This is a genomic window from Halomonas organivorans (genome assembly GCF_014192055.1).
Taxonomy (GTDB): domain Bacteria; phylum Pseudomonadota; class Gammaproteobacteria; order Pseudomonadales; family Halomonadaceae; genus Halomonas; species Halomonas organivorans.
Window position 1 is genome coordinate 191,404 of the sequence record NZ_JACHXM010000003.1, and the last position, 12,435, is coordinate 203,838.

13 protein-coding genes are annotated in these 12,435 nt (G+C 64.4%); 4 read left to right on the forward strand and 9 right to left on the reverse strand.

The window, feature by feature from the left end; all coding sequences use genetic code 11:
- The first annotated feature begins 183 nt into the window (after window positions 1-183).
- Window positions 184-1,308 (forward strand): efflux RND transporter periplasmic adaptor subunit, encoded by a 1,125-nt coding sequence (locus tag FHR96_RS05240; RefSeq protein WP_183386616.1) that lies wholly within the window; start codon window positions 184-186, stop codon window positions 1,306-1,308.
- Window positions 1,308-4,421, forward strand: a complete 3,114-nt coding sequence (locus FHR96_RS05245; protein WP_183386617.1) for an efflux RND transporter permease subunit — start codon at window positions 1,308-1,310, stop codon at window positions 4,419-4,421. The genes FHR96_RS05240 and FHR96_RS05245 overlap by 1 nt, the downstream gene beginning before the upstream one ends.
- A gap of 20 nt (window positions 4,422-4,441) precedes the next feature.
- Here FHR96_RS05245 and FHR96_RS05250 read toward each other — a convergent pair whose 3' ends face one another.
- On the reverse strand, window positions 4,442-4,852 hold the full coding sequence (locus tag FHR96_RS05250) for a VOC family protein (protein WP_183386618.1): 411 nt from the start codon (window positions 4,850-4,852) through the stop codon (window positions 4,442-4,444).
- A gap of 112 nt (window positions 4,853-4,964) precedes the next feature.
- On the opposite strand from FHR96_RS05250, the gene FHR96_RS05255 reads away from it, so the two are divergent.
- Entirely contained in the window at window positions 4,965-5,381 is a 417-nt protein-coding gene (locus FHR96_RS05255) for a SpoIIAA family protein (protein ID WP_183386619.1), read from the forward strand.
- 1,327 nt (window positions 5,382-6,708) lie between these two features.
- On the opposite strand, the gene FHR96_RS05260 is transcribed toward FHR96_RS05255, so the two are convergent.
- The 6 genes from FHR96_RS05260 to FHR96_RS05285 all read right to left on the reverse strand — a co-directional run bounded on the left by FHR96_RS05260 (window position 6,709) and on the right by FHR96_RS05285 (window position 9,155).
- Window positions 6,709-6,897 (reverse strand): superinfection immunity protein, encoded by a 189-nt coding sequence (locus tag FHR96_RS05260; protein ID WP_183386620.1) that lies wholly within the window; start codon window positions 6,895-6,897, stop codon window positions 6,709-6,711.
- A gap of 10 nt (window positions 6,898-6,907) precedes the next feature.
- Window positions 6,908-7,345, reverse strand: a complete 438-nt coding sequence (locus tag FHR96_RS05265; protein ID WP_183386621.1) for a hypothetical protein — start codon at window positions 7,343-7,345, stop codon at window positions 6,908-6,910.
- Window positions 7,346-7,351: 6 nt separating this feature from the next.
- On the reverse strand, window positions 7,352-7,621 hold the full coding sequence (locus tag FHR96_RS05270; RefSeq protein ID WP_183386622.1) for a hypothetical protein: 270 nt from the start codon (window positions 7,619-7,621) through the stop codon (window positions 7,352-7,354).
- Window positions 7,621-7,920, reverse strand: coding sequence for a hypothetical protein (locus FHR96_RS05275; protein WP_183386623.1), 300 nt, complete (start codon window positions 7,918-7,920; stop codon window positions 7,621-7,623). Before FHR96_RS05275 ends, FHR96_RS05270 begins: the two co-directional genes overlap by 1 nt.
- Before the next feature lie 407 nt (window positions 7,921-8,327).
- Window positions 8,328-8,732, reverse strand: a complete 405-nt coding sequence (locus FHR96_RS05280; RefSeq protein WP_183386624.1) for a DUF5681 domain-containing protein — start codon at window positions 8,730-8,732, stop codon at window positions 8,328-8,330.
- A gap of 21 nt (window positions 8,733-8,753) precedes the next feature.
- Window positions 8,754-9,155: a hypothetical protein gene (locus FHR96_RS05285; RefSeq protein WP_183386625.1), complete on the reverse strand. Its 402-nt coding sequence runs from the start codon at window positions 9,153-9,155 to the stop codon at window positions 8,754-8,756.
- 164 nt (window positions 9,156-9,319) lie between these two features.
- Between FHR96_RS05285 and FHR96_RS05290 the strand changes: the two genes are divergently transcribed.
- Window positions 9,320-9,541, forward strand: a complete 222-nt coding sequence (locus FHR96_RS05290) for a hypothetical protein (RefSeq protein ID WP_183386626.1) — start codon at window positions 9,320-9,322, stop codon at window positions 9,539-9,541.
- Between the two features lie 23 nt (window positions 9,542-9,564).
- Here FHR96_RS05290 and FHR96_RS05295 read toward each other — a convergent pair whose 3' ends face one another.
- Complete coding sequence (locus FHR96_RS05295) at window positions 9,565-11,664, reverse strand: hypothetical protein (RefSeq protein ID WP_183386627.1); 2,100 nt, start codon at window positions 11,662-11,664, stop codon at window positions 9,565-9,567.
- Window positions 11,665-11,672: 8 nt separating this feature from the next.
- Window positions 11,673-12,254 (reverse strand): hypothetical protein, encoded by a 582-nt coding sequence (locus tag FHR96_RS05300; RefSeq protein ID WP_183386628.1) that lies wholly within the window; start codon window positions 12,252-12,254, stop codon window positions 11,673-11,675.
- Window positions 12,255-12,435: the final 181 nt, after the last annotated feature.

Consider the following 12,435-nt stretch of genomic DNA (forward strand, 5'->3'; position numbering starts at 1 on the left):
CTCCGGCAATCCTCCGCGGAAGCGTCATCGGCAACGAGCGGTCGCAAAACGGCGAACGAGTTGCGAAAACAATGTGCAACCCCCGGTTTTGTGACACCCTGACCCGCCGGCTTGAGGCATGCTGTCGCTACTCGTCGACACCCATGTTACCGAGGGTAAAGACCTCCTTCTGGACACACGCTCATGATCCACGCATTCGCTTCGTTGCGAGCCTCACTGCAACGGTTAGGCCCGCTCGCCCTCATCCCCCTGCTGGTCACCCTGTCATCAGCGACCCTGGCCCAACAGCCCGCCGACATGCCGCCGACGCCGGTGATCGGCGCCGAGGTCAGCCGCAAGGCCTGGTCCGATCCGCTGGAATCGCTGGGCACCCTGGCCGCCAACGAGAGCGTGACGCTCTCGGCCACGGTTACCGACACGGTATCGGCGATCAACTTCGAGGGCGGCGAGCGGGTCAAGCGGGGCGAAGTGCTGGTCGAGCTGTCCGATGCCGAGGAGCAGGCCGCGCTGCGCGAGGCCCAGGCGTTGCGCGTCGAACGCCAGAACGCCGTCGACCGCCTCTCCCAGCTGCAAAGCCGCAACCTGGCGCCTCGCGCCGACGTCGAGGACAGCCGCGCGCAGCTGCAGCAGGTCGACGCCACCCTCCAGGGCCTGCGGGCGCGGCTCGAGAACTACCGGGTCAAGGCGCCCTTCGACGGCGTGGTCGGGGTCCGCGATATCAGTGTCGGAACCCTGGTCACGCCCGGCACCGAGCTGGTCACCCTGGACGACGTCTCGCGCATGAAGCTCGACTTCGAGATTCCCGAGGTCCAGCTCGGCTCGCTGACCGAGGGGCTCGCCGTGACCGCGACCACCGCCGCCTATCCCGACCGGGTCTTCGAAGGCGATGTCGGCACCATCGATTCGCGAGTCGATCCGGTCAGCCGCAGCATCGCGGTGCGGGCCCTGATCGACAATCCGGACCAGCGGCTGCGTCCCGGCATGCTGATGCGGGTCACCATCGCCCGTCGTCCTCGCCAGGCCCTGGTGATCCCGGAGTCCGCGGTGGTCCCGGAGGGGCAGCGCCAGCGGGTGTGGGTGATCACCTCGCGGGAGGACGGCTCGGTGGAGCGCCGCGACATCAGCGTCGGCGAGCGTCGCCGGGGCGAAGTGGAAGTCACCGAGGGCCTGACGGCGGGCGAACTGGTGGTCAGCCACGGCGCCGACCGCCTGCATGCCGCCTCGCGAGTGCGACTGATCGGCATCGAAGACGACTCCACCAGCGTCAGCGAGATCCTGCGGGCCAACCGCCAGGGAGATGACGCCTGATGCGACTGTCCGACGTCTCCGTCCAGCGCCCGGTTCTGGCCATCGTCATGGCGGCGCTGATCGTCGCCTTCGGCCTGCTGGCGCTGACTCGCCTGCCGCTGCAGGAATATCCCACCATCGATCCGCCCGTGGTCAGCATCCGCACCTCCTATCCGGGGGCCAACGCCGAGGTGGTGGAGACCCGCATCACCCAGGTGCTCGAGGAACGCATCGCCGGCATCGCCGGTATCGAGGTGATCTCCTCCACCAGCAGCGACGGCGACTCCAACATCAACATCGAGTTCGGCCTCGACACCGACATCGATGCTGCCGCCAACGATGTGCGCGACCGCATCTCCGGGGCGGCGGACAACCTGCCAGAGGAGGCCGACCCGCCCGAGGTGCGCAAGGAGGACACCAGCTCCGAGGTGGTGATGTGGCTGATGCTCTCCGGCGAGGGCTACACCACCGCCGAACTGACCGACTATGCCGAACGCTACCTGGTCGACGGCTTCTCGGTGCAGCAGGGCGTCTCCGGGGTGTTCGTCGGCGGCGGCCGGGAATACGCCATGCGCGTGTGGCTCGACAGCGACGCCCTCGCCGCCAGGGGGCTCGCGGTCAGCGACGTCGAGGACGCCCTGCGCGAGGAGAACGTCGAGCTGCCCGGCGGCGCCGTGGAATCCGCCGATCGACAGTTCATCGTGCGCCTGCCGCGCAGCTTCGCCACCCCGCAGGACTTTCGTGAGCTGGTGCTCGACCGCGGCGATGGCGGCTACCTGGTGCGCCTGGCCGACGTGGCCCGCGTCGAACTGGGCACCGTCGAGGAGCGTTCGCTGTTCCGCGGCAACGGCGAGACGGTGGTGGGCCTGGGCATGGTCAAGCAATCCACCGCCAACGTCATGGCACTCTCCCAGGCCGTACAGGCGGAAATGGCGCGCGTGGCGCCGCGGCTGCCCGACGGCATGCACCTGTCGCTCAACTACGATGCCTCCACTTTCGTCTCCGACGCCATCCGCCAGGTGGTCGCCACCCTGCTGATCGCCATCGGCCTGGTGGTGGTGGCGATCTTCGTGTTCCTCGGCAACCTGCGCAGCACCCTGGTGCCGGCGGTCACGGTGCCGGTGACGCTGATCGGCACCTTCGCCGCGCTGGCCGCCATGGGCTTCACCATCAACCTGCTGACACTGCTGGCGCTGGTGCTGGCCATCGGCCTGGTGGTGGACGACGCCATCGTGGTGCTCGAGAACATCCACCGGCGCATGCACCTGTATGGCGAGACACCGCTGGTGGCCGCCTACCGAGGCGCCCGACAGTTGGCCTTCGCGGTGATCGCCACCAGCCTGGTGCTGATTGCGGTGTTCGTGCCGCTGAGCTTCATCCAGGGCGACGTGGGCAAGCTGTTCACCGAATTCGCGCTGACGCTCTCGGCGGCGGTGGCCATCTCCACGCTGCTGGCGCTGACGCTGACGCCGATGATGGCGTCCAAGATCCTCTCGCCGGGCATGCACGAGGGCCGGCTGGCCCACTGGGTCGATGGCGGCCTGCACTGGGCCCAGAGCCTCTATCGCCGCTGCCTGGAGGCGGTGCTCGCCCTGCGCTGGCTGGTGGTGGCGGTCTTCATCGCCCTGCTCGCATCCATCGCCTGGCTCTACCCTCAGCTGCCGGCGGAATACACCCCGCGTGAAGACCGCGGCACCTTCTTCGTGCTGATCAACGGCCCGCCCGGTGCCACCTTCTCCTACATGGAAGACTACATGGACGAGGTCGAGGCACGGCTGCTGCCCCTGCGCGAGGACGGCGAGGTCGAGCGAGTGCTGATCATCTCGCCGCGGGGACGCGGCAGCGTCGAGAACTTCAACTCCGGTTTCGCCATCGTCGGTCTCTCCGATTGGGCCGAGCGACGGCCCGCCTGGCCGATCATGAACGAGGTGCGCCAGACGCTGGCCGAGCTGCCCGGCATCCGCGCCTTCCCGATCATGAGCCAGGGCTTCGGCGGCGGCTTCGAGCAAGGCGTGCAGTTCGTGCTCGGCGGCGGCAGCTACGAGCAGCTGGCGACCTGGCGCGATGCCCTGCTGGAGCATATTCGCCGCACCAACCCGCAGTTGATCAACCTGGAGAGCGACTACGAGGAGAACCAGCCTCAGCTCAGCGTCGACATCGACTACACCCGGGCGGCGGACCTCGGCGTCACCGTCAGCGAGATCGGCAGTACCCTTGAAACCCTGCTCGGCGGGCGCACCGTGACCCGCTTCACCGACCAGGGCGAGGAGTACGACGTCATCCTCGAGGGCGAGCGCGGCGCTACCCCGACGCCGAGCGCCCTGGAGAGCGTGCGCGTGCGTTCGGCGCGTACCGGCGAGCTGATCCCGCTGTCGAGCCTGGTCGAGATCGAGACCTACGCCGGGCCCAGCCAGCTCAACCGCTACAATCGCCTGCGGGCAATCACCGTCCAGGCGGACCTGGCCGACGGCTACTCCATGGGCGAGGCCCTCGACTACCTGGAAAGCGCCGTGGACGAGGTGCTGCCACCGGGCGTGCAGACCGACGTCAAGGGCGCCGCCCGGGACTATCGCGAGTCGAGCGGCGCCACCACCTTCCTGCTGGTCCTCGGCACCCTGGTGGTGTTCCTGGTGCTGGCCGCCCAGTTCGAAAGCTTCGTCCATCCGCTGGTGATCATGCTCACCGTGCCGCTGGCCATCGGCGGCGCCCTGCTCGGACTATGGCTCACGGGACAGTCACTGAACATCTACAGCCAAGTGGGCCTGGTGATGCTGGTGGGGCTGGCGGCCAAGAACGGCATCCTGATCGTGGAATTCGCCAATCAGCTGCGCGACCAGGGCGTGGCCTTCCGCGATGCCCTGCTGCGCGCGGCCATGACGCGACTGCGCCCCATCGTGATGACCTCGGCCACCACCATCGCCGGCTCGATACCGCTGATCCTCTCCAGCGGCGCCGGCGCCGAGACGCGTCTGGTGATCGGCACCGTGATCTTCACCGGGGTGGCCGCGGCAACCTTCTTCACGCTGTTCGTGGTGCCGGTGGCCTACGACCTGCTGGCACGTCGCACCGGCTCGCCCGGCGACGTGGCCCGCCGCCTGGAGCACGAGATGGGCGAAGAGCCGGCGCAGCACTGAATCGCCCTCGCGCCCCGGCGTCACTCGACGCCGGGGCCGACCCACATGAAGGGGTTGTAGGCGATCTCCCAGAGGTGGCCGTCGGGGTCGGCGAAGTAGCCGGAATAGCCGCCCCAGAACACTGCCTGGCCCGGCTTGACCAGCCGGGCTCCCGCGGCCACCGCCTGGGCCAGCACGTCGTCCACCTCAGCCTCACTGGCCACGTTGTGGGCCAGCGCCACTCCGCGAAAACCCTCGCCATTGGCGCTGACGCCGGCATCCTCGGCCAGCGCCTCCCGCCCGTAGAGCCCCAGCCAGGTGCCATTGAGGGGAAAGAAGGCCACTTCAGGCGGCGATTCCATTCGCTCCCAGCCCAGACCCTCGGCATAGAAGCGCACCGCCCGCTCGAGATCGGCAACGCCCAGTGTGATCATGCTGATACGCGCTTGCATGGCGTTCTCCTTAGACGTGTCGCTTAGTGTAGGCGTCTCGCGCCATGCGCGATGGCCCGAGAGACTATGCTGCTATAGGAAAGCATCACCGCCGCATCGAGGAGGACCCACCATGCTCGAACTCCTGCCCTCGGGCGCCGACCACGTGGTAGCCATGAAGGTCAGTGGCCGCGTCACCGCACCGGACCTCCAGGTCGCCATCGATGCCATCGAAGCCGTCAAGAAGACTCAGCCCCGCATCAGCCTCTACACCGAAATCGACGAGATGCGCTGGATGACCTTCACGGCCTTTCTGCGTGACCTGGGCTATGGCCTGACCCAGGTGGGCGACCTCGATCGTTACTACCGCGCGGCGGTGCTCAGCGACAAGCACTGGGTGCGCCACCTGGCCCGGCTGGAGAACCGGCTCTTCAAGCATCTGGAAGTGCGTGCCTTCTCGGTGCGACACAAGCCCGACGCCCTCGAATGGATCCGTCACCTGCCTGAGCATCCCGTTGCTGGCTCCCAACCCTCCACCTCCCGACGCTAGGCATGCGACAAAAAATGCCCCCGGAGCGGGGGCCAAAACAGGGAATGATCGAGGCCGAGACAACGTGATTGGCGATGGGGGAGCCACCGTTGCCTGGCCCCGCAGGGGAACAGGTCCGCTCAGCATGGACCTGGAGCAGCGAACGCCCGATAGACCATGGACTCGGTCTCGGGGTATGGCTCGGGTGTATCGCCACGCCTTCCATGATGGCTCTTCTTGCCGAAGAGCATCGCACGGCATTGACCGCACGCCGTGTAGGAGATCGATGAAAACGGCGAAGATACTCAGTGCCTCCGGGGCTGAATGACGGCCGAAGCTCGCGGCCACCCTCACGTCGCTACCCTCACATCGCTACATACCGGGGCGCGCAGGAACCGTACGCCATTAAGAATATCTGCATATTCAAATTAAGACATAACGTATAGCGAGGTCGGTCCCGTTTCAGGATGCTAGGAGGCTCACGAAATGGAGACGTATGAATGCAAGAAATCGAACTGGTGCCTTCCCCGTTAGGCCACTGGATGATGATGTGCTCGTGTGGCGCAACCGAGATCCGCTCGCCCAAAGGACCAAACTGGACGAGTTTCGAGCTTCGATGCCTCGATGGGGCCAGCTACCGGATCACCTGCGGAAGCTGTGGCCAAATGACCCAGCGCTACTGCCCACGGGATGGAGAAGCCGGCCATACGGGGGTACGGGGGGCCGGGCAACAGGGGAAATCGGATTCATCGGCATGTTTCACCAAGCGGGATAACTCACGTCATGCATCATGAGGCACTTCCCCAACGTGCAGGCTTCTCGCTTGGTACAGACGAAGAAGGGGAATCAACATAAAATGTTGATTCCCCTTCAAGATTCTGTGGCGGAGGGGGAGTCCCCTCGTATTTCTTATAAATCAATATCTTGTTAATTAATTTACCACATACCCAACAAAGAACCTCACATAGAGAATGCTATTCCGTGATACGGGGAGATACCTCCGGCGAGCACTCTTCACCTCCGCTGCGAAGGCTCTCATAGTGGCTGGGTCGGGCTCAGATTCCTACCCTTCGGGCGCCTCGATGCTATCCCTGTAGCAACGGGCAGCCAGGTGATAAGAGCGGGATGCTGGCGGTTTCCCGGTTTCAAACCGGAAAACGTGACGCCGAGTCACAATTACCGAACATGGCAGGCGGTGCGATGATCGTCGCATCAGGGCGGTCAGGCTAGCCGGCTGGGGCAGAGTGTCACAGGGTCACTCGTTGGGGGAGGCACTCCCCGGTATCAGGGTGGTGCCGGTAAAAGGTGGGGATTCCCATCTTTTCGCCAGAAGCTCGGCAGCGGGCCGCTACCTCGCGGGTGCCTGGTCGTTCATGCAGGCCCAGACCAGGGCGACCACCCAACCGATGAAGGTCCAGCCGAGGAAGAGATTCAGCATCGAGATGGCCACCGCATTCTCCTTGGACCGCATGACGGCCACGATCAGCGGCAGGAAGTAGACCACCACGGCGACGAAGAGCATCAGCAAGGCTTCCATGTCCTGTTCCTCATAGCTTGTAGTTGCGGCGCAGTATGCCACGGATCTCGGGCTTAGCCTCCTCGAACCCCTTCTCGAGGAAGCGTGGCTCGCCTCGCGGGTCCCAGAACTTGCCCGCGTTCGACGCGAAGGCCTGGCGGCCGTCCGACGTGCCGAAGGCCTGCACCGAGGAGCGGGGCTGTCCCTTGAGCTTGCCAGACGCCTCGTGGACGTAAAGAGCATAGTCGGCCGTGTAGCCCACGATGCCCCGGGTGCCGGTAAGCGTGTTGGTGACCTGGCGGTACCTGCTGTTGATCAGGTTCGCAGTATCGATCGGCGTCAACCGGGCGGCATACCCTTCGGCGGTAATGAGGATCTCGGTCATCGCCCGCTCGGTGACACGACCTCGAGCCTCCTTCACCAGCCGGCCCATGTTCCGCCGGACATTGCGCCCACCTCGACTCGGCATTGTTGCCTATCCTCCCTCTACAGGGTACACGCCAAGCAGCTTCACCACGTCTCGACCACGACTGATGTCGAGCCCGGCAATATGCCGCTTCAAGCAGGCTTCCGAACTCTCGCCCTCGTGCCGATACGTCGCGGTGCCAGCTGTCCTGTATCCGGCCACCAACTGCCGCTCAGGGTCGCGCGACCCCGGCACCAGGAAGATGTGACGCACACTTGCGTCATCTCCACAGCCTTGAATCTCCACAGCCTCCAGGCGGTTCAGCAGGTCACGTCTCATCACGATTCTCCTCCCCCAACGAACTTCTTGGCTTCCCGGTTCCACGGAGGCACCTCTAGTTGCAGATCCTCCATCCCCGGCAATCCACCGCACATCTCCCAGGCTATCCGGTAGGTCGCCTTCTTCACCTCCTCGGGAAGGTGCGCATTGTCGCTGTCGTAGCGCTCCCAAGTCAGGCGTTCAGCTCCATAGGCGAAGAGGGCCGTGAAGGCCTCCACCTCGTCCTTGTCGACGATGGGTAGGGTGCCCGGGGTTCTCTCCTCCAGGGCTTTCAGCCTGCGCAGGATCAATGCCCTCACCCCATCACCTCCCAATAGACGCGCTCGGCCTCGCTGGGCCCAACCGGGCGCAGCCGGCCTGCCTGGATGCCCCCATCGAGAATGCTTCGATATTGCCGGGCGGCCTCATGGGGGCAAGCAGTGGGCTGATAGACCGGCACTGGCCGACGTTGCCGGCCGACTCCAGCTCGAGCCTCAAGCACATCGAGGCGAGCCGCATTCCTGGATCGCGCCATCTGGAACCTCCTTATTGCTCTAGGTGGGTCGATGTCGAGGGGCCAAGAGTGGCCGCAATGCGCCGGGCCCGCTCCTGTGCCTCTTCCGGAGTATCGCCACCGACCCGAGCCATGGTCGCACCGCTCTCATCTTCGACCCGAGCGAAATAGCGACGCGGCAGGGGCTCTCCCCACCGAAAGTCAGGGTTGTGGTCAAGGATCCGCATTTCTCTCTCCTTCTAGGGCCTCAAGGCGCCGAACGATTTCATCAACCTCCTGCACCTTGACCAGGCCGGCAATGGCGGCAATCAGCTCTTTCCCGGTGGCTGGGTCGAGGTCGCCGGCAGCGATCGCAGTCAGCACGCTGTCCGCCTTCTCGGTGAGCGTCTCGCCCTTCAGCTCGAAGCGCACCGGCTCAGCCTGAGGCTTATAGGCCGGCGTCAGACGTTCGAGACAAAGGCGCAAGGCCTGGGCGTCCCCGGAGAGCGCCATTTCCACGGCTTTGGTCACCAAGGCCTTGCCCTTTGGCTCCAACTCATTGCGCCAGGCTGTGCGCCGATCCGGGCGGCCCCTTGGCCGCCCTTTCGGGTTCCCTGACTGCCCCGGCTTGAATGCCATCCTGTTCTTTCCTTGTTCTGTTTAGCGGGACGGCATGGTGCCGAGGTCATCACTGGAGCCCCCTCGGGCGTCGCGGCTTGGCATGGTGTCGTAGAAGCCTGCCTGGCGATTCGCCACAGTAGCCTCGCGCCCCCAGCGGACATGCTTCTTGAGGTCGGCACTGCCAGCCTGGATCGCGGCCAGGCCTTCAGCATCAAGGCTGCCCAGCACCTCACCTTGTTCGTTCACGATCTCGCCACGCTCAAAGGTATCGCCGTCGCGGTCACCGACGTTCTTCTTAAAGACCACGGTTCCCTTCTCGTCATACAGGGTCAGGTAGAGCTTCCCACTCTGATTCTCCAGCTCTTCAACCGGGTCCTTGTCGCTGGACTCGGGTGCAGCTACGTTGCCCTGGAAGGCCGGAAGTAGTTGATTGCCGAACATGTCGATTTCCTCTATCAGTTAGTTTGCACCCGAAAGCGCGGTTGGATCAGCGGCCAGAGATGGTACGCCGCAGTCCGTAGTTGCTGGCCACCTTGGCATTGTTGCCCTCCTGTCATTTTTGGCTGGTATGCTGGCCCTTCAAGTCATCGCAAAGAGGGGCAGACATGGAAATTAGCTTTGGCAGCGCGGACGAAGTCACAGGCAAGGTTCTTACTCGCTTCCAGATGAATGAAGACACTCCTGAAGGACATTTCCAATGCATCGAGATTGACGTCTGGGTGCCCGACCTTGACTCACTCTCCGAGCGTCAGCGCCACTCCAAGCAGGAGGCTCTTTCGATGCTTCGCCGGGCCGTTGCCACGCTCGAGGAAAATCTGGACGAGTAAGTGGTGGGGGTGGCGCTTCTGCGTCACCTCTGAACCCCATACAGGCTCTTCATCTGCCGGTCCATGGACCCGTCTTGAAAGTTCTTCCTCATGCGTTGATCGACAACCTTCTGCACCCACAAATGAAGCTCTCGGCGGCCATCACCCCCTTGTCGATCCTCTCGGCGCCCCACCTGCATCGGCTCACCCCCCTCGTTGTGGATGTGAACCTCAACACCCCCTAGCGCGGAGCCCGCGGCCGATGAGCCCCCGCCAACGCGACCGCCTTTCAGATAACCGCGGGTGTTCTTGAGCTGCTCGAGCATCGGCAGCATGCCGGGCTGATCGACGACCGCCTTGGGCATGACGAACTCGCCGCGGTGGACGATGCCCGCCACGTCGTGCTTGCTGCCGTCGCCGGTGTAGCCGCCGTTGGCCCAGCTCCCGCCGCCTGCCACAGATAGGGCTGAATCAATCGCCATGCCCGAGACGCCGGAGCTTGAACCGAAGGAGGTTCCGGCCGAGGGCCAGCCGAAGAGACCGCTGATCATGCCGCCCCAGTCGAAGCCGCCAATGGCATTACCCAGAGGCTCAGTGACGTTGCGGCGAAGAGTGATGCGCGCGATGTCCTTGGCGATGCCCTGAAGCACGCTGCGCAGATCCTCGCCCTCGATAACAGCGTCCTCGAACGCAGATTGGAAGGTGAAACCGAGATCCCGGGCCGCGTCGTTGACCTTGTCCATGGCCTTCTCGCCGTTCAGGCCGTACGCCTCGGCGGCGCTCTGGCTGCTGCGGTAGCTCTCTTCCAGGTCGTTGAGCAGCGCCCCCAGCTCGGTGGCCGCCATACCCTCGCGGACGGCGTAGCTGATCAGGGTCAGCTTGTCCTGCATGTACTGCCGCTGGGAGGCTTCGAGAGGGCGTAGATCGTCGCGCAAGCCGCGGTAGGCACGGCCGAGCTCGTCTACGCTTTCCTTTTCATCTTCCAGAGGGGCCCCCAATCCAGGCAGTCGGGTCTTGGGCGGCGTAAGCGGGTCCAAGTCTAGGGTGTCAGGCACAGTGACCCCGGTATCCAGATTCAGCAACTCCTTCTTCCGGTCGATAAGGCGCCCATATTCCTCCTGCAGCTCCTGCAGGGCCTGTACAGCATCCTGGGCCTGAGGCGAGTTCTCCCCGAACAGGTCGATACGCGCCTCGAGCCTGGCCTTGTCATCGAAAAGGCGCTCAAGCTCGGCATTGATGCCGGCAAGCGAGCGCTTGGCCTCGTTATCACGGAAGGAGTCCATGAAGATGTTGAAGCCGCGAGCCAGCGCAGCCAGCCCCTCGCTGGTAGTCTCCAGAGATTCCTTGATCAGGCTGTCGAACTGCAGGACGGCGCGACTAGTCTCGGTACGGATCTGCTGGCCAAGCTGGTTGAATCCCTGGGCTAGCTCTCTCAGGCGCTCAACCTCCGACTGAGAAAGCACGGCATTGAGGTCACGCGCCTCCTTGGCCATGTCCCGAAGCGCTCGAGCGTTGTTGGTCAGGAGCGGCTGGAGGCGCGATGCTTCATCGGCCACGCTCTCGAGATAGAAGACCTGCTCCTCCATCGAGAGATTGGCCGCGTCCATGCCTTGCTGAAGCTTGATGAGCACTTGGGGGCCGGAGAGATTGCGAAACTCCTCCGCCGTCTGCCCGACCAGTGGAGCGATGTTCTCGAAGTAGTCGGCGAGCTCTCCGCCTCCTGTTGCCAGGAAATCGCCCACGCGGTCCTGACTGTCACGGAAGATGTCGGCGAGCCTCTCCTGCTGGACATTCACGCTCTTGGCCGCGTAGGCCAACTGCTGATAGGCCTCGACTGACACGCCGGCCTGACGGGCCTGGCTGGTCAGCTCCTGGGCCGACTGCGCAGCGCGCTGGGTTAATACCAGCATCGCCGCCGAGAGCCCTGTGAACGCCGCCGTGCCGGCTATGGCCACGGACTTCACGCTAGCGGCAATAGGCCTGAGCTTAGAGAAAGAGCGGGAGACGCGATCGCTCTCATCCTTCACGTCATCCAGCCGGCGCTCCATACGCTTTGAGGAGCGGGACACATCCCGTTCAGCCTCGAGAAGCGCTTCAGTCTGCGCATCTACCGTGAAATGAATCCCGCCGAGATCACCGTCCATACATCACCTCAATCCAAGGGATAGCTCTTGGCGTGCCCCGGCCCCACTGGAAAACCGTTCTCTCCCTGGTGCATGACGACTTCGGCCCGCTCGAACATGCCCTTCCCAACGCTACACACGCGGCGGGAGGTGAAGGCCCCCACATTCGGAACCTCGATGGCGTCCTTGGCGCCAGACTTGTCGATGATCTTGAGCGCGCCGGCATGTACCGCTTGTGCCTGCTCCCGGATCTCGGCATAGCGATCCAGGTGGCTGGCAAGCGTTTTCCAGGCCTCGTCAATGGCTGCCGCGGCCTCTTCTGCTTGCTCTGCCAAAGCGGAATGTTCATCCACCACGCCCTTGAGCTTGGTCTGGGCGTCCTCGGCCCTGGCGATCGGCAGCCGAGCCTCGAGCGCCTGTCGCTCCACTCGCAGTCTCCGCGCCTGGCGCTCGGCCTCCAGGTGCGCGTCCTCGACTGCATCAACGTCGCCGCCATCGGCGATGACCCTACCCAGCTCGGCATCGAGATCCCGGGCATCGAAGGCACGTTGCTCCTCGGTGACCTCGGCCAGGCGCTGCTCGACGGCCTCAAGACTCATGGTGTTGATCATGCTGGTTGCCCTCCAGGGCGGTGTGGTTGAGGGGTCTGCTCGCTGATGAAAACCAGCCAGCCGGCGGCATTTACGTCGCCACGTTCAGCGGCTTGCTGCAGGAGCTGGTAATAGCTGGCGATGGCCGCTTTGCCGGGGCGAATGTTGCGGGCTCCGGCTGGACGGCCGCCTCGCTTCCCTT